The sequence below is a fragment of the Rhizobium sp. IY2 genome, assembly GCF_047532935.1.
Lineage (GTDB): Bacteria > Pseudomonadota > Alphaproteobacteria > Rhizobiales > Rhizobiaceae > Rhizobium > Rhizobium anhuiense.
In genome coordinates, this window is sequence record NZ_JBLKNU010000005.1 from 188,146 (window position 1) to 208,644 (window position 20,499).

The 20,499-nt window shown below is 62.0% G+C and carries 21 protein-coding genes; 16 read left to right on the forward strand and 5 right to left on the reverse strand.

The annotated features are described in order from the left end of the window. Positions 1-14 precede the first annotated feature (14 nt). Genes ACMUVN_RS18675 through oiaX form a run of 4 tightly spaced genes read right to left on the reverse strand, consistent with a single transcriptional unit; the run spans position 15 to position 3,855 of the window. Positions 15-455 carry an RpiB/LacA/LacB family sugar-phosphate isomerase gene (locus tag ACMUVN_RS18675; protein WP_047616916.1) on the reverse strand — a complete coding sequence of 147 codons (441 nt, stop codon included), beginning with the start codon at positions 453-455 and terminating at the stop codon, positions 15-17. Positions 456-490: 35 nt separating this feature from the next. Continuing rightward, the gene (locus ACMUVN_RS18680; protein ID WP_097595389.1) at positions 491-1,255 is read right to left on the reverse strand and encodes a triose-phosphate isomerase; all 765 of its coding nucleotides are present in this window, start codon (positions 1,253-1,255) and stop codon (positions 491-493) included. After that, a complete protein-coding gene (locus tag ACMUVN_RS18685) occupies positions 1,256-2,593 on the reverse strand; it encodes a four-carbon acid sugar kinase family protein (protein WP_414815388.1) in 1,338 nt (445 codons plus the stop codon). 5 nt (positions 2,594-2,598) lie between these two features. Beyond that, entirely contained in the window at positions 2,599-3,855 is a 1,257-nt protein-coding gene (gene oiaX, locus ACMUVN_RS18690) for a 3-oxo-isoapionate-4-phosphate decarboxylase OiaX (protein WP_127430809.1), read from the reverse strand. A 177-nt stretch (positions 3,856-4,032) separates the two neighbouring features. Between oiaX and ACMUVN_RS18695 the strand changes: the two genes are divergently transcribed. The 7 genes from ACMUVN_RS18695 (at position 4,033) to ACMUVN_RS18725 (ending at position 10,288) form a co-directional block, all read left to right on the forward strand. Further along, positions 4,033-4,737 (forward strand): transcriptional regulator NanR, encoded by a 705-nt coding sequence (locus ACMUVN_RS18695; protein ID WP_028756917.1) that lies wholly within the window; start codon positions 4,033-4,035, stop codon positions 4,735-4,737. 197 nt (positions 4,738-4,934) lie between these two features. Beyond that, positions 4,935-5,255 carry a hypothetical protein gene (locus tag ACMUVN_RS18700; RefSeq protein ID WP_097543341.1) on the forward strand — a complete coding sequence of 107 codons (321 nt, stop codon included), beginning with the start codon at positions 4,935-4,937 and terminating at the stop codon, positions 5,253-5,255. Between the two features lie 188 nt (positions 5,256-5,443). Next, complete coding sequence (locus ACMUVN_RS18705) at positions 5,444-6,202, forward strand: FadR/GntR family transcriptional regulator (protein WP_063474078.1); 759 nt, start codon at positions 5,444-5,446, stop codon at positions 6,200-6,202. Positions 6,203-6,223: 21 nt separating this feature from the next. Continuing rightward, positions 6,224-7,198, forward strand: a complete 975-nt coding sequence (locus ACMUVN_RS18710; protein ID WP_132574866.1) for a sialic acid TRAP transporter substrate-binding protein SiaP — start codon at positions 6,224-6,226, stop codon at positions 7,196-7,198. A 62-nt stretch (positions 7,199-7,260) separates the two neighbouring features. Continuing rightward, positions 7,261-7,833 (forward strand): TRAP transporter small permease, encoded by a 573-nt coding sequence (locus ACMUVN_RS18715; RefSeq protein ID WP_028756914.1) that lies wholly within the window; start codon positions 7,261-7,263, stop codon positions 7,831-7,833. Positions 7,834-7,837: 4 nt separating this feature from the next. Further along, positions 7,838-9,244, forward strand: a complete 1,407-nt coding sequence (locus ACMUVN_RS18720) for a TRAP transporter large permease (RefSeq protein WP_028756913.1) — start codon at positions 7,838-7,840, stop codon at positions 9,242-9,244. Between the two features lie 9 nt (positions 9,245-9,253). Then, on the forward strand, positions 9,254-10,288 hold the full coding sequence (locus tag ACMUVN_RS18725) for an L-idonate 5-dehydrogenase (protein ID WP_028756912.1): 1,035 nt from the start codon (positions 9,254-9,256) through the stop codon (positions 10,286-10,288). A gap of 57 nt (positions 10,289-10,345) precedes the next feature. On the opposite strand, the gene ACMUVN_RS18730 is transcribed toward ACMUVN_RS18725, so the two are convergent. Continuing rightward, the gene (locus tag ACMUVN_RS18730) at positions 10,346-11,248 is read right to left on the reverse strand and encodes a LysR substrate-binding domain-containing protein (RefSeq protein WP_028756911.1); all 903 of its coding nucleotides are present in this window, start codon (positions 11,246-11,248) and stop codon (positions 10,346-10,348) included. 143 nt (positions 11,249-11,391) lie between these two features. On the opposite strand from ACMUVN_RS18730, the gene ACMUVN_RS18735 reads away from it, so the two are divergent. The 9 genes from ACMUVN_RS18735 (at position 11,392) to ACMUVN_RS18775 (ending at position 20,497) form a co-directional block, all read left to right on the forward strand. Further along, positions 11,392-12,153: an SDR family NAD(P)-dependent oxidoreductase gene (locus tag ACMUVN_RS18735; RefSeq protein ID WP_028756910.1), complete on the forward strand. Its 762-nt coding sequence runs from the start codon at positions 11,392-11,394 to the stop codon at positions 12,151-12,153. A gap of 44 nt (positions 12,154-12,197) precedes the next feature. Beyond that, complete coding sequence (locus ACMUVN_RS18740) at positions 12,198-13,037, forward strand: transketolase (RefSeq protein ID WP_028756909.1); 840 nt, start codon at positions 12,198-12,200, stop codon at positions 13,035-13,037. Beyond that, entirely contained in the window at positions 13,034-14,071 is a 1,038-nt protein-coding gene (locus tag ACMUVN_RS18745; protein ID WP_028756908.1) for a transketolase family protein, read from the forward strand. Before ACMUVN_RS18740 ends, ACMUVN_RS18745 begins: the two co-directional genes overlap by 4 nt. Before the next feature lie 65 nt (positions 14,072-14,136). Next, a complete protein-coding gene (locus ACMUVN_RS18750; protein ID WP_028756907.1) occupies positions 14,137-15,141 on the forward strand; it encodes a TRAP transporter substrate-binding protein in 1,005 nt (334 codons plus the stop codon). Positions 15,142-15,170: 29 nt separating this feature from the next. Next, positions 15,171-15,701 (forward strand): TRAP transporter small permease, encoded by a 531-nt coding sequence (locus ACMUVN_RS18755; RefSeq protein WP_028756906.1) that lies wholly within the window; start codon positions 15,171-15,173, stop codon positions 15,699-15,701. Beyond that, positions 15,698-16,957, forward strand: coding sequence for a TRAP transporter large permease subunit (locus tag ACMUVN_RS18760; RefSeq protein WP_028756905.1), 1,260 nt, complete (start codon positions 15,698-15,700; stop codon positions 16,955-16,957). The genes ACMUVN_RS18755 and ACMUVN_RS18760 overlap by 4 nt, the downstream gene beginning before the upstream one ends. A gap of 10 nt (positions 16,958-16,967) precedes the next feature. Continuing rightward, positions 16,968-18,458: an ATP-binding cassette domain-containing protein gene (locus ACMUVN_RS18765; protein WP_097543346.1), complete on the forward strand. Its 1,491-nt coding sequence runs from the start codon at positions 16,968-16,970 to the stop codon at positions 18,456-18,458. Then, positions 18,455-19,468, forward strand: coding sequence for an ABC transporter permease (locus ACMUVN_RS18770; protein WP_097543347.1), 1,014 nt, complete (start codon positions 18,455-18,457; stop codon positions 19,466-19,468). The genes ACMUVN_RS18765 and ACMUVN_RS18770 overlap by 4 nt, the downstream gene beginning before the upstream one ends. Before the next feature lie 66 nt (positions 19,469-19,534). Continuing rightward, positions 19,535-20,497, forward strand: coding sequence for a substrate-binding domain-containing protein (locus tag ACMUVN_RS18775; protein ID WP_409527194.1), 963 nt, complete (start codon positions 19,535-19,537; stop codon positions 20,495-20,497). The last annotated feature ends 2 nt before the right edge of the window (positions 20,498-20,499 follow it).

Consider the following 20,499-nt stretch of genomic DNA (forward strand, 5'->3'; position numbering starts at 1 on the left):
TTAATCTGTCGCTATCAATTTTTTTCGGCATCGAGCCGGTCGATCGCCTGCACATTTCCGGCCGAGGGGCCGTCAGGGTCGAATTCGGATGCAAGCCAGACATCGACGATCGATTTCGCCAGCTCCGGTCCGATGACGCGCGCCCCCATCGTAATGATCTGGGCGTTGTTCGATTTCACCGCGCGCTCCGCCGAATAGGTGTCGTGCGTCAGCGCGGCACGGATGCCCGGAACCTTGTTGGCGGAAATGCAGACGCCGATGCCGGTTCCGCAGATCAGGATGCCGCGTTGATGTTCGCCGTTGACGATCGTCTGCGCGAGGCGCTGCGACAGATCGGCGTAGAAGCCGGACTGGCTGAGATCATGAACTTCCAGGTCGGTCTTGTGCGCGAGATGGGCGGCAATGACATCCAGCAGCGGTTTGCCTGCGCTGTCCGCGCCGATTGCGATCTTCATAGCAGTTTCCTTTCGCTCGCCTTCAGGCATGGAAATCACCCTTTGATCGCCGCGCTGACGCGGCGAAGAATGTCGAGGTAACCGTCGACGAACCAGGCGGAGCGGCCGATGAACAGGCCGTCGATATGCGGCTCGGTGATCAGTTCCTCGCAATTTTGCGGATTGACGCTGCCGCCGTAGAGCACCGGCACGGAACGGCCAAGAATGGCTTTGGCCACTTCGGCGATCCTTCCATGCCGCTCCGAGGCGTAGTCGGCGTTTGCCGGAATACCGTTGACGCCGATCGCCCAGACGGGTTCGTAGGCGAGCAGGACCGTAGCCTGTTCGGCGCCGGTATCGATGCCCCTCAAGGCTGCCTCGACCTGGCGCCGCAGCACGGCGTCGGCCTGACCTTCCCGGCGCTCCTGCAATGTCTCGCCGATGCAGATCAGCGGGGTGAGGCCGTGGCGGATGGCGGCCGAAACCTTGAGGCCGACGGTTTCATCGGTCTCCCCGAAATGCTCGCGCCGTTCGGAATGGCCGAGCTCGACCATGTCGAGCTCACAGTCCTTCAGCATGAGAGGCGAAATCTCGCCAGTCCAGGCGCCAGCGTCCTCCCAGTGCATGTTCTGGGCGCCGACCTTCACCGACGTATTGGCAAGCGCGCGCTTGACCTCACGCACTGAGGTAAAGGAGGGAATGACGAAGCGCTGCACGTGGACGTCGCGTTCACGGTCTGCATGGGCGAGGCGGCGCGCGAAGGCGAGCGCTTCTTCCACGGTCTTGTTCATCTTGAAGCTGGTGCCGACCCAAAGGACCATTCAGCTCTTCCTCCCGTCACGGATCTGGGCGAAATAGCCGTCGGTGCCGACCTGGCCGCCTTTGAGGGCGATCTGCAGGCCGTTGGTCGGCGGATAGTCGCCATGGGCGAGGCAAAGCGGCGAACCCGGCGTTTGCGGCAACGGCAGAAGCGTCGTCAGCGCGTCGACCTTCAACTGCTTGAGGGCGTGACTGGACGTGTCGCCGCCGGCAACGACGGCACGTGACAGCCCTTCGCTTTCGATCAAGCGAAGCAAGATCGTGCCGAGCGCACTCCCAAGCCGGTGACGGGCGCCCGGAAACCTGTCGATGTCGGCGCCACGGTCCGCGGACGGTCCAAGTGCGGTGTGGAGGATGACGCTCCTGCCTTGCCGAAGCTTCTGGACACCGGCCTTGACCGCTGCATCCACCGCGGCTTCACTATGCTCTCCGACCAGGGCGAGTGGGTCGAGCGCCATGCTCTCGAAGCCGTTCTCGACAGCGGTGCGGATCTGGCGCTCGGTGGTCGGCGAGACGCTGCCCGACACGACGGCGAGGCGGTCGACGGGGCCGATATCGGGAAATTCGGTCCTGCTGTCGTCGATGAAGCCGCTCCGCCGCCATGCGCTGAGCAGGGCATATTCGATCCCCGACGAGCCGGCGACAAAGCTTGCCGAACGGCCAGTGACACGGAGCAGCTGCCGACCCGCCGCCTGCTGTGTCACCTCGGAGTCGACATCGATGAGCAGGATGCCTTCGGAACCCGACGCCAGATCGTCGGTCCGTTGATCGGCGTCCGCCGCGGTGATCGCCACGAGATCGGCGACCAGGACGGGTAGACGGGTCTGCTTTGAGAGATGCACCGCAAGATCCGCCTCGTCCATCGGCGTCACCGGATGGCGGCTCATGACGGGATGGCGGTCGATGCGGAAGATCCGGCCCTGATAGGCGGCAAAGAGGTTGCCGAAGGCTGTGTAGCGTTTCAGTTGCGGCGCGCCGACGATGACGGGAACGACGGATTGGCCGAACACCGCGCCGCCGATTTCGATCGCCTTGCCGATGCTGCCGATCCCGGGGCTGGAATCGAAGGTCGAGCAGACCTTGTAGTGGCAGATCGCGGCACCAAGCGAATTCAGCCATTCGAAAGCGCGGGCAAGGTGCACCTGCATCCATGCCGGCGTCTCGCTGCGGCTCGTCCCGGCAAGGCCGATGGCGCGGCAATCGCTAAAACGCGCGAGCAGTTGCGGCGTGGGAACGTCGAGGAAGAGCGCGGTCGAGACACCGTTCGATGCCAGGGCCTCCATGACATCGGTGGAACCGGTAAAGTCATCGCCGTAATAGCTGACGAGAAGTCCATCCATCGCGATCACGCGCCCTTGCCGTCGCTGAATTTTGCAATCGAGGCGGCGAGCTCCGGATGTTCTCTCGCATAGATCTCCAGTGGTATGCCGGCGACGGCTGCCTGCCACGCCTGCTGCACGGCCCGAACGCCGGCCGCCGGACCATGGGGGTGACTGACGATGCCGCCGCCGCAGAGATAGAGAAGATCGACGGTGCGGCCGGTCCGCTGGTAGGTCTCCGGTGCCTGTCCGCCCCACTGGCCGGAGCCGGCAACCGGAAGCGGGCAATCGGCGGCATCAAACAGCGGCGCGCTGACGGCCTTGAAGGACGAGACGAAGCTGTCGTCCGGCTCCCAATATTTGACCCTGATGCCGTTGATCTGGAACTGATCGACCCCCAACAGCCGCCAGAATTGCTGGTAGACCTTGAAATCCATGCCGGCGCCCGGATCGCGGGTCAGCACGTCCCAGCCGTTTCGATGCGCATGCAGCACCAGATTGGAGCGCTTGCGCAGAAAGCTCATGCCGCCGAAGCCGATCGAGTTGATGTTGACGACGGCGCAGTTGCCGCCGGCCGCAGCGACGATGTCGTGATTGCGCATCATCTCGTCGGGGTCGGCATGCGAGATGCCGAAGGCATACATCACCTTCTTGCCGCTCTTTTGTTCGTGATCGAGAATGCGCGGCATGATCGCCGCGACGCGATCCTTGAGCGGCGAATAGGCCGGGCTCATCAGCTTCTCGTCGTCTTTGATGAAGTCGACACCCGATGCGATCAGTTCGCCGACGAGCGCGGCCGTCTCCTGGGGTCTCAGCCCGAGCGCCGGCTTGACGATCGTTCCGATGATGGGGCGACCTTCGACGCCGGTGAGGCGGCGGCTTCCCGGGATGCCGAACTGTGGTCCTGGATGCGCGCTTCTGAAGGCGCCTGGCAGCTTCATGTCGACGATGCGGATGCCGGTCATGCCCTTGATGGAGTAGACGCCGCCGATTGCAATGGTCATCAAAGCCGAGAGGTCGGTCCCGATCGCCTCGAGGGGAAAGGCGATGTCGATATCGGCGCGATGGAGCAGCGTGCCGGGGGCGACCTCGGGCCAGGTCGGATGACGTGCATCTTCGAGCGGGCGGATCGCCAGGACGCGGGCGGCGACCCGCGACTTCAGCTCTTCGGTTTCACCGGGAACGGGCACGAAGGTTCCGGTCGACTGGTCGCTCGCGATCTTGTCCGCCATCGCCTCGACGCTTCCGGGCGTCTCGATGCGGTAGGTCAGGGTAATCATCATGAAACGGACGGTTGCTCCTCTCGCCACGCAGATTGCCATGGCGTCAACTTGTGATCTGGTATAATGAGTATTCCAACTAATGAAAAGCAGAATTTTCGGATGCGCAAATTTTCGTCGACAGCTTTGTTCTCGACATGGAAACTGCTAGGAGGAAACATTTTGAGCCAGCGAGATGTGATGACCCAGCCCCTCGAACAAATCGTCCGCCGCAAACTCTCTGACGAAGTGTTTGATCGACTTGAGCGAATGATCACCTCGGGCGAGCTTCAGCCTGGCGACGAAATGCCATCTGAACGCGTGTTGATGGAACGCTTCGGCGTCGGCCGGCCGGCGATCAGGGAGGCCATGCAGTCGCTTGCCAGCAAGGGTCTTGTCAGCATTTCGCACGGCGAGCGGGCGAAGGTTCTCAGGCTGACGGCGAAATCGATATTCCGCCAGGTTGATCTCACCGCCAAGATCATGCTGTCGCAATCGGCGGATTCGCTGGAGCATCTCAAGAGTGCCCGCATCTTCTTCGAACGAGGCATGGCGCGCGAGGCCGCGCAGCGCGCCTCTGCCAGCGATATCGCTGATCTCAGGAACATCATCGAACGTCAGCGCATGTCGCTTGGGCGGGCGGAAGAGTTCATTGACGCGGACATGGAATTCCACACCCGCATCGCCCAGATCTCAGGCAATCCGATCTACGTCGCCGTCAGCGAAGCGATGCTTGCCTGGCTGAAGGAATATCATACCGAGATGCTGATCTGGACCGGCAAGGAAAAATTCACGCTGGTCGAACACGACGAGATTGTCGACCGCCTTGAAGCAAACGACGTGGATGGCTCGGAAACGACCCTCCTCAAGCATCTCGAGCGCTCGCGTGCGCTTTACGCGAAGTAACCTTCACGAACGCGGTCGCCGCTGGCCGGCACGCCTGGCCATCACTCACTTCCTGACTCTGTCTCACCCTCGCCCTTGATCCTTGGTCGCGACCGGGCTCCAGAGCTTATGGGATGTTTGTAAGCAGGAAATGCGGAACAATGAGCTGTGGGCGAGGTTCTGCCTGATCACGCAAAGATCCCAAGGAGGACATCAGGATGCGTATGAAACTCATAGCAGCTTCGCTTGTCGCCATCGGCATGGCCACGTCTGCTTTCGCACAGTCCAATCCGGCACCAGCCGGCGCCACGATCGATAAAAACCAGGCCGATCAAGGTGGCGGTGCAAGCGGCGAAATGAAGGCCAAAAAGCCGATGGTGACCGATACCACCACGACCGGCTCCACGACCACCGGCACTATGAAAACCAACAGGCCCAAGTGCCCCAATCCGGTCAACAACTCCGACAATCTTCAGACGCAGGGCGGTACGAGCAACGCCACGCCGATGGATGAGGCCTGCGCCGCGCATAACAACTGATTATTCCTTTCGCAAAGAACCCCGCTTCGGCGGGGTTTTTTGTATGCCTGCTCGGCCTATGCCCTGAACTCTCCTTTTGAGTTTATGCGGCGGATTGACGCACAACTCCAGCGGTGATATCTATGCCGAATTGGTCAGGCCAATTGACCAGCTGCGCGCTTGAGGAGAAGCCGCCGGAGGAGGCCACGATGTTTTCGCCTGTTGAATCCCGCCGTCTTTACCGGCAGGTCGCGGATCAGATTCGCTTGATGATCGCGAGCGGCGAGCTCGCCGTCGGTCAGCGGCTGCCGGCGGAGCGCGACCTGGCGGAGCAATTGTCGGTCTCACGTCCGACCGTCCGCGAAGCGCTGATCGTCCTGGAGGTCGAAGGCTTCGTCAATATTCGCATGGGATCCGGCATCTATGTCGTGCGCCAGCATGCCGCGACCGTCACTGGCGCCGAGCGGGAACCGGTGGAAGGGCCTTTCGAGCTGCTGCAGGCGCGCGCCCTCATCGAATGCGCCATTGCCGAAGAAGCCGCAGGCCGCGCCAAGCCGGCGGATATCGCTCTGCTCGATGAAACGCTGCTGCGGATGAGCGGCGTGGTCAATGATGCGAGCGCGGTGCTTTCTGCCGATCGCGCCTTCCACACCGGCATTGCCGCCATCGTCGGCAATGCGACATTGATCCGCGTGACGGGCGAAATGTTCGACATGCGCATGACCCCTTACTTCGCGAGGCTCGCGAGCCATTTCGAGGGGCCGGGAACGTGGCGCAGCGCCGTGGACGAGCATCGGGCCATTCGCGACGCCATCGCCGCCGGCGATGCGGCGGGCGCCAAGGCGGCCATGCGCGCCCATCTCACCATGTCGCAGAAGAGGTTTTCCGAGAGTTTCGGGGAGGAGCTTTCGGGAGAGGAGGAGCGCGGCCGCAGCAAAGGCCCCGCGAAAGGAACGACCAAGATTTAACCGAGCTCGGAGGAGAGAGCGATGAAGAAGAGACTGGCAACGATACTTTGCACCGCAGCGGCGATCATGGCGAGCAGCGCGATTGCGCATGCCCAGACAGTGCTGAAATGGGCGCATGTCTATGAAACGTCCGAGCCCTTCCACACCGATTCCGTGTGGGCTGCGGAAGAGATCAACAAGCGAACCGACGGGCGTTATAAGATCGAGGTCTACCCGGCCTCGCAGCTCGGCAAGGAAGCCGACATCAACCAGGGCCTCAAGCTCGGGACGGTCGACATCATCATCTCGGGATCGAGCTTTGCGGCACGCGACTACAAGCCGATCGGCGTAACCTACTTCCCCTATATCTTCCGCGGTCCCGATCACCTGATCGCCTATACCAAGAGCGATGTCTTCAAGCGTCTTGCCAAAGGCTATGAAGACAAGACCGGCAACCACATCGCCGCCGTCAGCTATTACGGCACGCGCCATACGACTTCAAACAAGCCGATTGCCAAATGCGCCGATATGGCGGGCTTGAAGATCCGCGTGCCTGATGTTCCGGCCTATCTCGCCATGCCGCGCGCCTGCGGCGCCAACACCACGCCGATCGCCTTTGCCGAAGTCTATCTCGCTCTACAGAACGGCACGGTCGAGGCGCAGGAAAACCCGCTGACGACGATCGAGGCGAAGAAGTTCTACGAAGTCCAGAAGAACATCATCCTCACCGGCCACATCGTCGATCACCTCAACACCGTGGTCTCGAAGACGCGGTGGGCGAGCCTTTCCGACGAGGACAAGAAGATCCTCGGCGAGGTCATGCAGGAGGCCGCCGAGCGCACGAGCAAGACGATCGCCGGCAAGGAAAACAGCCTTATCGCGACCTTCAAGGAAAAGGGCCTGAATGTCGCTGAGGTCGACAAGACCGATTTCGAAAAAACCGTGATGGAAAAGGTCAAGTTCGAAGATTTCGGTTACCAGAAGGCCGATTGGGAAGCAATCCGCGCGATCCAGTAAGACTCGCGGCGCGGCGCCGTAAGGCGCCGCGTTCCTTCATTCCGACTGGAACAAGGCCGATCATGTCGCAAGAAATCCATACGCAAATCACGGCCGAAGAAATCGGTCACGAGTTCGAAGGGCACGCGCCGACTGCAAACATCTCGGACTATGCCATTGAAGACTGGATCACGCTGATCGTCTTCTGGCTGATGGCGGGTTGCGTCTTCCTTCAGTTCTTCACGCGTTATGTGCTGAACGACAGCTACGCATGGACCGAGGAAATCGCCATCAACTGCCTGATCGGCGTCGTCTTTCTGGGTTCCGTCATGTGCGTGCGCACCTCGCGGCATATCCAGGTCGATGTGTTCTATCACTATATGCCTGCGGGCCTGGCGCGCGTGCTTGCCACCTTCGTCGATATCGTCCGCATCGGCTTTTTCGCCTATGGCTGCCACCTGATGTGGCGCTACGTCGATATCGTCGCCGACGAGCAGATGGTCACCATCGACCTGCCGCGCAACATCGTCTTCTACAGCGTTCTCATCGCCTTCGTGCTGATGTTGATCCGCGCGGTCATCGTCTTCATCGCCAACATCCGCCGCGGCTACTCCGTTCTGGAGCGCCCCGAAGAATTCCAGACCATCGAGGATTGATCCGATGCTACTGCTTCTTGGCTCGTTTCTGGTGCTGATGCTGGTCGGGGTGCCCGTTGCCATCTCGATGGCCGTCGCATCGGTGCTTTACATCGTCCTCTACGGCATCGCACCCGACATCATCGTCGCCCAGCGCATGATCGCTGGCGTTGAAAGCTTCCCGCTGCTCGCTGTCCCGTTCTTCATCCTTGCGGGCAACCTGATGAACTCGGCGGGCGTCACCGGCCGCATCTATTCCTTCGCCGTCGCTCTCGTCGGCTGGATGAAAGGTGGTCTCGCGCAGGTCAACATCATCGGTTCCGTGATCTTCTCCGGCATGTCCGGCACTGCGCTCGCCGATGCGGCGGGGATCGGCACGATCGAGATCAAGGCGATGAAGGATCATGGCTATCCGGTCGAGGCCGCAGTTGGCGTGACGGCGGCTTCGGCGACGCTCGGCCCGATCTTCCCGCCGTCGCTGCCTTTCGTGATCTACGGCATGATGGCGAACGTCTCGATCGGCGCTCTTTTCATGGCGGGCATCCTGCCCGGCATCGTCATGACGCTGCTGATGATGATCACTGTCGCCGCTTTTGCCTATTGGAAGCGGTGGGGCTCCGACGCGCCGTTCGATGTGAAGCAGCTGCTGTCGGCGGGGATGGAAATCGTCGTCGTCTTGGCGGTGCCGTTGGCCATCTATCTGCTGATGCGGGCGGGCGTATCGATGAATGTTGCGGCGGGCATTGCCCTTGCTCTGCTTCTCGCCCTCGACTGGTATTTCCGCTTTTCCGCCGTTATGGCGCTGATGACGCCCGTCATCCTGATCGGCGGCATGACGATGGGCTGGTTCACGCCGACGGAGGCCGCCGTCGCAGCCGTCCTTTGGTCTTTGTTCCTCGGTCTGGTGCGCTACCGTACGATGACACCCTCGACGCTCGCCAAGGCAAGCTTCGATACGATCGAGACGACGGCTTCCGTTCTCTTCATCGTCACTGCGGCATCGGTCTTTGCGTGGCTGCTGACGGTGAGCCAGGCGGCCCAGCTGCTGTCCGATGCGATCCTGTCGATCACCGACAACAAATGGGTTTTCCTGATCTTGGTGAACCTCTTGATGCTCTTCGTCGGCTGCTTCCTGGACACGATCGCGGCCATCACCATCCTCGTGCCGATCCTTCTGCCGATCGTCCTGAAATTCGGGATCGATCCCGTCCAGTTCGGTCTCATCATGACGTTGAACCTGATGATCGGTCTGCTGCATCCACCGCTCGGCATGGTGCTTTTCGTGCTGTCGAGGGTCGCGAAACTATCCGTCGAACGCACGACCATGGCGATCTTGCCTTGGCTGGTGCCGCTCTTCCTGGCGCTGATCCTGATCACCTTCGTCCCGGCCATATCGCTGTGGCTGCCGCAGCAGCTTGGACTGCTGAGATAGGAGCGGAAGATGCGGACACGTGTGGCTCGGCTCTACCAAAAGGGCGATCTCAGAATCGAGACCGCCGCGGTTGCAGCTCTCGGTCCCGGCGAGGTGCTCCTCAAAATGGCGGCCGCAGGCATCTGCGGTTCCGACCTGCACTACTATCAGGACGGCGGCTTCGGGCCGGTCAGGGTTCGCGAGCCGATCATCCCGGGCCACGAGGCAGCGGGAACAGTGAGCCAAGCAGCCGAAGGCGTCGATCTGAAAGCCGGTACGCTGGTGGCGGTCAATCCCAGCCAACCTTGCGGACATTGCGAATATTGCCACAAGGCAATGCCGATCCACTGCCTGGAAATGCGCTTCATGGGCAGCGCAATGCGCCTGCCGCATGAGCAGGGCATGTTCCGGGAATGGCTGGTGGTGCCGGCCAGGCAGTGCTTTGCGGTCGGAGTTGCGACAACTGCCGCAGAGGCGGCCTGTAGCGAGCCGCTCTCCGTCTGCCTGCACGCCGCATCGCGTGCAGGAGATATCGCCGGCAAACGTGTCCTGATCACCGGAGCCGGCCCGATCGGCGCCCTGATGGTTGCCGTCGCCTGTTATCATGGTGCGAGCGAGGTTGTGGTCACCGATCTCGCGGATGCGGCGCTCACCAGGGCCAAGGCGATGGGCGCCAGCCGCACGTACAATGTTGCCAAGGATGCCCAGGCGCTTGCCGGATTCGAGGCGGGAAAGGGCTATTTCGATCTCGTCTTCGAATGCTCGGCCGCCGCCCCGGCAATCCGCAGCGCGATTGCCACCATCAGGCCGCGCGGAACGATCGTGCAGGTCGGCGTCTCGGGAGACGTCCCGATCCCTCTCAACGCCATCGTCGGCAAGGAGCTTCAACTCCACGGAACTCAGCGTTTCCACGAGGAATTTGCAACCGCCGTCGATCTGATCTCCAGCCGCAAGATCGATGTCCGGCCGATCATCAGTCACAGCCTGCCGCTCGAACAAGCCACCGCAGCCTTCATCCTCGCCGGCGACCGCGCGTCCGCCTGCAAGGTGCAGCTCACCTTTTAAGCGCGGCACGGCGTCCGTCGCGGACGACGATCTCGATCGAAGCCGAGCCGCCGAACCTCACAAGGTTGTTGCGGCAGCGGTCGAACGGTGCATGTTCTGTATGAGCCAATCTGCGAAAATTCGGGCCAGTCGCCGCTGCGTGCCGGTCTTCGGATAGGCAAGGTAATGTCCTATGTACCTGTTGTCGCGGGACCCTGCCGAAAAGGGCCGCACGAGCTTTCCACTTTCGAGCTCGCGAGCGGCGAGGATGTTGGATTCGAGCGCCACGCCCAGGCTGTTCACGGCAGCGTCCAGGGCAAGAAAGCTTCTGTCGAAACTCATCGCGGGCGGTGGCGGAGAGCCGATCTGATTGGCTTCGAACCAGTCGATCCACTGTATCCTTTTCAGGTCGCTTCTGATCAGGGGATGGCGCAGCAGGTCGCGCGGAGACTTGAGGCGCTGCGCTACCTCCGGTGAGCACATTGGAAAGACAAGCTCCTCACCCAACGGGATCACGATGAGATCGTCGCGGTTTTGCGGCTCGCCATAGACGATGTCCGCGTCGAACAGATTGTCGACGAAACGGGCATAGTTAGTACTGGCGGCCACCCTTACTTCGATGCCGGGATTCTCCTTGAGAAAACCCGGCAGACGCGGCGAAAGGACTTGTGCGGCGAAGCTCGGCGCACAGTGCAGTCGCAGGAGTTGAGCCTTTTTGGATGAAATGAGTTCAACACCGCGCCGCAGCTCTTCGAAGGCGTTCGACGCGTGCAGCAGCAGCGTCTGACCTGCAAGCGTCAGTGCAATGCTTCTTGTGTTGCGTTCGAAAAGACTCGCCCCCAGATCGCTTTCCAACCGCACGATAGCATGGCTGACAGCGCTCGGAGACAGGTTCAGCTCCTCTGCCGCACGGCGAAACGAACCGAGCCTGGCGGCTGCTTCAAATATTCGCATGGCGGAAAGCGAGATCGTATTGAGCATGCGATTAGTGAAACAGATTCACCTACTGATGTAAACTTGGCGTTTGATGACTCCTCTCCGTTCGGCCAGAACTATGGCCGTCGCAGTGACGATCGCTGCGGGGAAGAGAACCGGACGCCGGGAGAGCGTCAGGAGGAGATCATATGCTTTTGGAAGGAAAGACCGCGGTCATTTCGGGCGCGGCAAGCAGGCGCGGTATCGGCCGTGCAACCGCGCAGCTTTTCGCCGAACACGGGGCCAGAGTGGCAATCCTCGACATCGACGCTGGCGCAGCCAAGGAAGCTGCCGCCACCCTGCCGACCGTTGCCGGCGGTGACCACATCGGTCTGCGTTGCGATGTGGCCGACAAGGCGTCCTGCCAGGCTTCCGCCGACGCGGTGGTTGCAACGTTCGGACGCGTCGATGCTCTGATCAACAATGCCGGTATAACGCAGCCTGTCGCGACGCTGGAAATTTCCGAAGCGGATTGGCATCGCATCGTCGCGGTGAACATGACCGGCGTACTCTTTCTCAGCCAGGCCTTCATTCCGCAGATGCGCGACCAAGGCGGCGGCTCGATTGCATGCATGTCTTCCGTTTCGGCCCAACGCGGCGGCGGGATTTTTGGCGGGCCACATTATTCGGCGGCCAAGGCCGGTGTTCTCGGGCTCGCGAAGGCAATGGCTCGCGAATTCGGCCCTGCGGGCATCCGCGTGAACTCTGTCACACCGGGACTGATCCAGACCGATATCACCGGCGGAAAGCTTACTGACCAGATGCGGGTTGATATCATCAAGGGCATTCCTTTGAGCCGGCTCGGTGAAGCGAGCGACGTCGCCAACATCTATCTGTTCCTGGCATCGGACCTGTCCGCCTATGTCACCGGCGCCGTGATCGACGTCAATGGCGGCATGCTGATCCACTGATCGGCGAATGGAATTCCGGTGTCTTTGAAAGGCGTTTTTCAAGAATGAGCCAGATTGGTCATAACATCAGCCTTACCGAGCGCGCGCGACGAATTCGCCGCAACGCCCTGCGGATGGGCGAAGTCCAAGGCCAGGGTTACATCGCCCAAGCCCTCGGCGTGGCTGATGTGCTCGCCGTTGCCTACTTCCACGCCACAAACTACCGGTCGGAGGACCCGGAATGGGAGGGCCGCGACAGGTTCCTGCTTTCGATCGGACATTACGCGATCGCGCTCTATGCCGCCCTTATTGAGGCGAAGATCATCCCCGAGGACGAATTGGAGACATACGGCACCGACGAAAGCAGGCTGCCGATGTCTGGAATGGCCGCCTACACGCCGGGCATGGAAATCACCGGCGGCTCTCTTGGGCACGGGCTCGGCATCGCCGTCGGCATGTGCCTCGCCCTCAAACGCAAGAAGTCGCAATCCTTCGTATACAACCTCTTTTCCGACGGCGAGCTCGACGAAGGCTCGACCTGGGAGGCGGCGATGTCGGCCGGCTCTTACAAGCTCGACAACCTTATCGGGATCGTCGACGTCAACCAGATGCAGGCGGACGGCCCTTCGCTCGGCGTCCTGAATTTCGAGCCGCTCGCTCCAAAGTTCGAAGCCTTCGGTTGGTTCGTCCAACGGATCGACGGCAACGATATCAGCGCGCTGGTCAAGGCATTCGACGCCGCGCGCACTCACGCCGGGCCGGAGCCGCGCATCATCATATGCGACACGAAAATGGCGAAAGGTGTCCCGTTCCTCGAGGCTCGCGAGCGCAATCACTTCCTCCGGGTAGAGGCAGACGAGTGGGCCGAGGCAATCAGGATCATCGATGCGGGAGTTGAAGCATGAGGCGCTCGAAATACATACGCCCGACTCATCTTTCGCAGGGAAGCGACCGGCCGCGGCTGACGACCTCGGCGATGATCGCCTCGATCGCGAGCGCCGACCAGCCGACGAAGCCGGCTCCATTTGGAAAGACGCTGGCGGCGCTCGCGGAAAAGGATGAGCGGATCGTCGGCATGTCGGCGGACCTCGCAAAATACACCGATCTTCATGTCTTCCGAGCGGCGCATCCCGACCGCTTCTACCAGATGGGAATGGCCGAACAGCTGCTGATGATGTCGGCCGCGGGCATGGCGCGTGAAGGCTTTCAGCCATGGGTCACGACCTATGCGGTCTTCGCTTCCCGGCGCGCATATGACTTCATCTGCCTGGCGATCGCCGAGGAGATGCTCGACGTCAAGATCGTCTGCGCATTGCCTGGCTTGACCACGGGCTACGGGCCAAGCCATCAAGCCACCGAAGACATCGCCATGTTCCGCGGCATGCCGAACCTGACGATCATCGACCCCTGCGACGCGCTCGAGATCGAGCAGGCGGTGCCGGCGATCTCCGCCTACAAGGGGCCCGTCTATATGCGGCTCCTGCGCGGCAACGTTCCCCTCGTGCTGGACGAATATGATTACAAGTTCGAACTCGGAAAGGCGAAACTCCTGCGGGATGGCCGCGACACCCTGATCATATCGTCGGGGCTGATGACGATGCGCGCCCTCGAGGCGGCAAAGGAGCTTCGCAAGGACGGCGTCGACGCGGCGGTGCTTCACGTGCCGACCATCAAGCCTTTGGACGAGGAAGCCATTCTGACGGAGTGCCGCAAGAGCGGCCGCCTGGTCGTCGTGGCGGAGAACCACACTGTCATCGGGGGCCTAGGAGAGGCCGTGGCGGGCACGCTGCTGCGTGCCGGCGTCGCGCCTGCCGCATTCCGGCAGATCGCATTGCCGGACCAATTCCTGGAGGCCGGCGCGCTGCCGACGCTCCACGACCAATACGGTCTGGCGACCAGTCGCGTGACGTCGTCGATCAAGTCCTGGCTGGGAACATAGGGACGGGACTCGGTTCTTTCAGGAGGAGAGCCGAGTTCTGATGGGAGCACATAATGGAGGAGAAGATGAGCTTGCAGACCAACAGACGCAGATTTCTGGTAGCGACGGCGGCAGCCCTGGCTGCCCCCGCACTTCTTACGACCGTGCGTCCGGCGCAGGCAGGCACGGCACTGACATTGGGTCACGGCGCTGCTCCAGGCAATCCCCGGACAGTCGCCGCCGCCAAATTCGCCGAGCTCGTGGCTCAGAAGACCGACGGCCGTGTGAAGATCAACGTCGCGGGTGCTGAGACGCTCGGCAGCGACTCGGCGATGCTTACCAGCCTGCGCACCGGTGCACTGGATTTTACTGCAAACAGCCAGGGCGCCACCTCGGCAATCGTGCCGGAGCTTGCCGCGCTTGGTCTGCCGTTTCTTTTCGGCGATACCGAGAAAGCGATCCAAGTTCTCGGCGGTCCGGTCGGTGAGGATCTGAACAAGCGTTTCGAAGCCGTCGGCGTCGTACCGTTGGACTGGTGGGACAACGGAATTCGCCACCTGACGAATTCCAAACGCAAGGTCGCCGCCCCGAACGATCTCGCCGGCCTGAAGATACGCACGCCCGCGGATCCGATGACGATCGACATCTTCCAAGCTCTTGGAGCCGGCACGGAACAGATCGCGTTCGGCGAGTTGTATATCGCCCTGCAGCAAGGCGTGGTCGACGGACAGGAAAACCCGCTCGCCAACATCGAGAGCTCGAAGCTCCACGAGGTCAACAGGTTCATCAGCCTGACGGCACATAAGTGGGAGTCGACGCCCTTCCTGATGTCGAAGATCGCCGAGGCCCGGCTCGGCGCCGACCTCGACGCCGTCAAGGCGGCGGCGAAGGAGGCGGGAGCGCTGCAGCGGACGCTGTCGAATGAGAAGGCGTCCGAAGTTCTCGGCGCCTTCAGGAAGAACACGGCGATCGAAGTCGTGGACGTGGATCGGGAAGCCTTCGTGAAGGCGACCGCCGCTGTCGCCGAGAGCTGGAAGAAAAAGCCCTTCGGCGATTTCGTCAGCAAGGTTGAAGCGGAGGCAAAGGCCTGACCGGCCTTTGCCATGACGCGGAGTCATCTATGGAAAACGTGCTGAAGGCCGTCGACACGACGGCCGGCGCCATCGTTGCGCTGTCCCGTTTCATCATCATTGCCAGCGGCATTGCGCTGACCGTGGTGACGACTGCCAATGTGCTTGCCCGCTACACGCTGCAGAGCGGCGGCTTCTCTTTCGCCCAGGAACTGCCGCTGCTGATCTTCCCGCTCTTCATCCTGGCGGGAATCGTCATCGCCGCGCAGGCGGGTGGACACATGGCGGTCGAGTGGCTGTACGACCAGCTTGAGGGGCGCTCGCGGATCGCCGCCTTCGTGATCGCGAACGCAATCAGCGTGGCAGCCTTCCTCGTGCTCGGCTATCAGGCCGTCGTGGTCGCCGAGATCGCAGGCGTCGAGCACAGCCCGGTCCTGCAGCTGCCCAACAGTATCGGATATTACGCGCTCGCTATCGGTGCGCTTCTGGTGTCGATCGTGACCGTTTCGGCAACGCTACGTGTCTTGCGCCTCGGCTGGGGGCACCGGACGGTGATCGGATCCGGGGAGATGCCGCTATGACCCTTGTCATGATCATCTCCTTCTGCGTTCTCATGGTGCTGGCCGTTCCGGTCGGCTATGCCCTGATCATCGCGGCCGGCCTTGGAGTGCTGTTCAACGGCTACGTCCCTTTGTCGGTGGTGGCGCAACAGGTCTACGACCAGACGCAATCCTTTCCGATGCTTGCGCTGCCCTTCTTCATGCTCGCTGGAACCCTGATGCTCGGCGGCGAGCTCGGCCGCCAGCTTCTCGAACTGGCGTCCCGCGCCATGCAGCGCTGGCGCGGCGGGCCACTTTCGACCACCGTCGTCTCCTCCGTCGTCTTCGGTGGGGTGTCCGGTTCGGCGGTGGCCAATGCGAGCGCTCTCGGATCCGTCCTCATTCCCTGGCAGAAGCGCCAAGGCTTTCCGCCGGCCCTTTGCGCGGCCAACAACGCAACCTCCGCGGTCATCGACGTCCTCATCCCACCGTCGATCCCGATGATCCTTTATGCCCTGATCAGCGGCGTCAGCATCGGCGACCTGTTCATCTCCGGAATCCTGCCCGGGTTGATCATGGCGCTCAGCTTCATTTTCGTCTGCTGGTTCATCTCCGTGCGGCGGGGCTACGAAGCGCAGGCCGTCAAGGTTCGGAAGCGGGACCTGGCCAAGCTTGCCGTTCAGAGCTTCCCGGCGGTCGTCCTACCCATTCTGATTGTTGTCCTCCTGCGTTTCGGTTTTGCAACGCCGACGGAGGTCTCGGTCCTTTCAGTGGTCTACTCGCTGCTGCTCAGCCTGCTGTTCTACCGGGACCTCACCTGGAAGCGCTTCTGCGACAACATGGTGGAAGCCGGGGTCGCGACCGGCGTGGTCATGCTCGTCATCATGGGAAGTGCGGCCGTCGGCTGGGTGCTGACCTTCGACCAGGCGCCGCAGCAGATGGCCGAGTGGGTGGCGACCCACATTTCCAGTCCCGTCGTCATCATCCTGATGATGAACATTCTGATGCTGATCGTCGGGATGCCTTTGGACATGCCGCCTGCCATACTGCTGCTGGGGCCGATCTTCGTGCCCCTTGCCGATGCGATCGGTCTCGACCGGGTGCAACTCGGCCTGATGATGGTGATCAATCTCGGCATCGGGCTCTACACCCCGCCCATCGGCACGACGCTCTTTATCTCGTCGTCGATCGCCAAGGCGCCGCTTGGGGCGACGACCAGCGAGCTGTGGCCGTATTTCGGGATGGCGATGCTGCTGCTGCTCGCCGTCAGCTTCATCCCGGCTCTGACGATCTACTGAGGGCGGGATCATGGTCGAGACGCGAAATCCGGTTGTCAGCGTCAAGGGACTGACGAAGTCGTATGGGGCGACGTCGGTTCTCAAGGGCGTCGACTTCTCCGTGGCGCGTGGCGAGATCCACGCTCTGCTCGGGGGTAACGGTGCCGGCAAGTCGACGATGATCCACATCATCACGGGGTCGGCCTCGAAAGGGGACGGCGACATTAGCTTCTTCGATCCGAGTGGGGCGCCGCGCACCGATGCCGAGGGCCGCGCCAGGGTAGCGGTCGTCCATCAGGAGCTTGCCCTTCTTCCCCACCTTAGCGTCGCCGAGAACATCACCTTACCGCACTACCGCAGGGGTTTCGCGGCGGTGAAAAAAAGGCTGTCGATCGAGAAGGCGTTCGAAGCTTTGGCGATGATCGATCCGGAGTTCGCAGCCAGATCCCTGCACCGGCTCGTGGAAGACCTCAGCCTTCACGAGGGCCAGATGGTCGAGATTGCCCGAGCGCTTTCGTCAGGCGCCGAACTCATTCTTCTCGACGAGCCGACGGCGAACTTGACGGCCGCCGAGACGAGCCGCTTGTTTTCCGTGCTCCGCCGTTTGACCCGCGAGACAGGGCTGTCCGTCGTCTTCGTGTCGCACCGGATGAAGGAAATCCGTCAGATCGCGGACGTCTGCACGATCATCCGCGATGGCCGCACCATCGTCGACCGCTTGGCGCTTTCCGAACTTTCCGATGTCGCGATCATCGAGAAGATGGGGCAGGTCGCTGCGTCGCATTCTGCGTCGAGCGCGGCCGTGGACCGGAACGGAATGAAGGGAGAGCCGCTGTCGATCCGGGAGGCGGATCTCGAGATCACGCTTTCTCCCGGGACGATCCTTGGAGTGGCGGGCGCGCCCGCCGGTCCCGCGACGCTGATCTCGGCCCTGGTCGGAGCCGCTCAGGCGAAGCGTTGGACGGTGTCGCGCGCGGGTTGGCCAGAGCGCTTCGCCTCTCCTAGGAGGGCGGCTGCGGCCGGCGCCGGTTTTGTCACTGGCGACCGGACCCACAAGGGTATTCTTCACAGCCTTCCGATCATTGACAACGTGCTGGCGTCGCGCCGGGTTGTCCGGGGTGCCACGTTCATCTCAGGTCGCGAACGCCTGGAATGCGTGGACTTGCTGCAGGCTCTCAGTGTGAAAGCCGCCTCGATCTGGGATCTACCCGCAACGCTGAGCGGCGGTACCCAGCAGAAGTTGCTTCTGGCACGGTGGCTCGGCTTGCCGTCGAGCCTGCTTGTGCTCGAAGAGCCGACGCGGGGTGTCGATATCCGCACCAAGAAGGAAATCTACCAGCTTATCCGGCAGATGGCGTCGACGGGAACGATCATCGTGTGGTGGTCGACCGAGAATGCCGAGCTCCTCGAAGTATGCGACCGGATCGTTGCATTCGACACCGAGGGTTGCGCCTCCGGCATCATCGAACGGCAGGACATGAGCGAGGACAGGCTCGCAGAACTGACAGGAATGGCGACATGATTCCAACATCGACAGAAGAGGCACGCGCAGTGGAGCCGTCTCCACAGGCCACCAGAAATCGCGACAGTCTCCTCAGTGCATACCGGACGGAAATCGCGATCGCAGTGGCAATGGTCATCCTAGGTCTTGCCGTCGGGTCGCAGGTTCCCCAGGCGCTGAGCTGGGGGAATTTTTCGAACATCACCCAGGCGGGTGCGCCGCTGATCATCATGTCGCTCGGTGTCCTCCTGGTGGTCATAACCGGTGGCATCGATCTGTCCGTCGGCTCGGTCTTTTCGCTGACCGGCATGGTGACGGCGCAGGTCATGGCAAGCGGCTTCGGCGGGATCACCTCCAGCCTCGCCGGTCTCGCCGTCGGACTCCTCTTCGGCTCCATCAACGGCTTACTGGTCACGGTCGCGGGCCTTGCGCCGTTCGTGGTCACCCTGATCACCTTCGCCGTCGCGGGGTCGCTCGCCTTCATCGTCACCAATGGCCGCTCCATGCCGATCCCGGATCCCGATTACTGGCTGCTCAATGCCGGCAGCATCGTGCCTGGCATGCCGAACTACATCCTGTTCTGTGTCGTCCTGCTGGTCGCCATCGAGATCTTCCTGAAGAAGGTCGTCGCCGGGCGCTGGTTCTACGCCGTGGGCAGCAGCGCTGCGGCCGCCTATCTGCTGGGCATCCCGGTCAAACGCACAAAGTTCTTCGCCTATGTCGCTTCGTCCCTTCTGTCGTCCTTTTCGGGACTGCTGACGATTTCCTATATCCTGAACGCGGAATCGACGGCCGGCGCCAGTCTGATGCTTCAGGCGATCGCGGCCGTGGTGATCGGCGGGGCGAGCCTTCTCGGCGGCACGGGAACCGCGGTCGGCGCCGTCCTCGGCGCACTGATGATCACGGTGATCCAGAACGGCGTCAATCTCATCGGCATCAACAGTTTCTGGCAGGGCTCCGTCACCGGCCTTGCCATCCTGATCGCGGTCCTCATCGACCGCTTCGGCAAGGCCCGGCGCAGTGCGGGCTGACAACCAGCAGTCGGTTGTATACCGGCTCAATGAGGAGGAGGGAAAGACATGAAATCAATATCTGAAATGAGCCGCACCCTGGTGTTCGGTCTGGTCGCCGTCGGCATCGGACTGGCGGGTTCTGTCCACGCGCAGGATAAGAAGACCGTCGCCTATCTCGCGCCGTCGCTTGATATCTCCTATTGGCAGTGGGTCGGTTATGGCGTGAAGGAGAAGGCCAAGGAGCTCGGGATGGACTACGTCGAGTACACGTCCGAGAACTCCCCGGCCAAGCAGATGGACAATGCGCGCACCGCCGTCACCAAGGGCGTCAGCGCGGTCGTCATCGGCCCGGTGAGCTCGACCAGCACGCCGCCGCTGCTCGCCTATCTGAAGTCCCAGAACATTCCCGTTTCGTTTGCCGGTATCGGGCCTCAGCCCGGCCAGACCGACTACACCTCTGCAGTCACGGCGAACAACTATGAGACCGGCAAGGCGCAGGGCAGCTTCGTGTGCAAGCTTGCAAAGGAGCGAGGGGGAAACCAGGTGGGAGTGCTGTCGCTGCCGCAGGACCGAGAGAATGCTCAGAAGTACCTGAAAGGTGCCGAGGAGTCCTTCAAGGCCGACGGTTGCGAACTTGCGCAGATGCTGGAAACCCGCGGCCTGACGGTCAATGAGGCCGTCACGCAGGCGAACGATATGCTGACGGCCCATCCCGACATCAAGGCGATCTACGGCATGTATGACGAGGCCGGGACGGGTGCTGCGAAGGTTCTTCAAACCCGCGGACAGACCGGCAAGGTCGGCATCGCCGTCGCCGACGGGAGTCCGACCACGATCGCGCTGCTGAAGTCCAACGCCATCCAGGGCATCTTCTTCCAGGAAGCGGTGGGGCAGGGCATCGACGGGACCCAGCAGGTCTACAACGCGCTGACCGGTGCACCGGTATCCAAGGACCTTGCGCTGGTCATGCCGCTTGTGACGGCCGACAAGGTGGACTCTCCGGAAGCCAAGGCCGTCATCGCGCGCGTCTTCCCGCCGAGCAACTGACC

Coding starts and splice junctions, on each gene's coding strand:
- oiaX (WP_127430809.1), bottom strand. CDS start 3,855: ATGATGATTACCCTGACCTACCGCATCGAGACGCCCGGAAGCGTCGAG.
- ACMUVN_RS18715 (WP_028756914.1), top strand. CDS start 7,261: ATGTCGCAAGAAATCCATACGCAAATCACGGCCGAAGAAATCGGTCAC.
- ACMUVN_RS18705 (WP_063474078.1), top strand. CDS start 5,444: ATGTTTTCGCCTGTTGAATCCCGCCGTCTTTACCGGCAGGTCGCGGAT.
- ACMUVN_RS18700 (WP_097543341.1), top strand. CDS start 4,935: ATGCGTATGAAACTCATAGCAGCTTCGCTTGTCGCCATCGGCATGGCC.
- ACMUVN_RS18755 (WP_028756906.1), top strand. CDS start 15,171: ATGGAAAACGTGCTGAAGGCCGTCGACACGACGGCCGGCGCCATCGTT.
- ACMUVN_RS18775 (WP_409527194.1), top strand. CDS start 19,535: ATGAGCCGCACCCTGGTGTTCGGTCTGGTCGCCGTCGGCATCGGACTG.
- ACMUVN_RS18770 (WP_097543347.1), top strand. CDS start 18,455: ATGATTCCAACATCGACAGAAGAGGCACGCGCAGTGGAGCCGTCTCCA.
- ACMUVN_RS18765 (WP_097543346.1), top strand. CDS start 16,968: ATGGTCGAGACGCGAAATCCGGTTGTCAGCGTCAAGGGACTGACGAAG.
- ACMUVN_RS18710 (WP_132574866.1), top strand. CDS start 6,224: ATGAAGAAGAGACTGGCAACGATACTTTGCACCGCAGCGGCGATCATG.
- ACMUVN_RS18685 (WP_414815388.1), bottom strand. CDS start 2,593: ATGGATGGACTTCTCGTCAGCTATTACGGCGATGACTTTACCGGTTCC.
- ACMUVN_RS18745 (WP_028756908.1), top strand. CDS start 13,034: ATGAGGCGCTCGAAATACATACGCCCGACTCATCTTTCGCAGGGAAGC.
- ACMUVN_RS18725 (WP_028756912.1), top strand. CDS start 9,254: ATGCGGACACGTGTGGCTCGGCTCTACCAAAAGGGCGATCTCAGAATC.
- ACMUVN_RS18730 (WP_028756911.1), bottom strand. CDS start 11,248: ATGCTCAATACGATCTCGCTTTCCGCCATGCGAATATTTGAAGCAGCC.
- ACMUVN_RS18680 (WP_097595389.1), bottom strand. CDS start 1,255: ATGGTCCTTTGGGTCGGCACCAGCTTCAAGATGAACAAGACCGTGGAA.
- ACMUVN_RS18675 (WP_047616916.1), bottom strand. CDS start 455: ATGAAGATCGCAATCGGCGCGGACAGCGCAGGCAAACCGCTGCTGGAT.
- ACMUVN_RS18750 (WP_028756907.1), top strand. CDS start 14,137: ATGAGCTTGCAGACCAACAGACGCAGATTTCTGGTAGCGACGGCGGCA.
- ACMUVN_RS18740 (WP_028756909.1), top strand. CDS start 12,198: ATGAGCCAGATTGGTCATAACATCAGCCTTACCGAGCGCGCGCGACGA.
- ACMUVN_RS18695 (WP_028756917.1), top strand. CDS start 4,033: ATGACCCAGCCCCTCGAACAAATCGTCCGCCGCAAACTCTCTGACGAA.
- ACMUVN_RS18735 (WP_028756910.1), top strand. CDS start 11,392: ATGCTTTTGGAAGGAAAGACCGCGGTCATTTCGGGCGCGGCAAGCAGG.
- ACMUVN_RS18760 (WP_028756905.1), top strand. CDS start 15,698: ATGACCCTTGTCATGATCATCTCCTTCTGCGTTCTCATGGTGCTGGCC.
- ACMUVN_RS18720 (WP_028756913.1), top strand. CDS start 7,838: ATGCTACTGCTTCTTGGCTCGTTTCTGGTGCTGATGCTGGTCGGGGTG.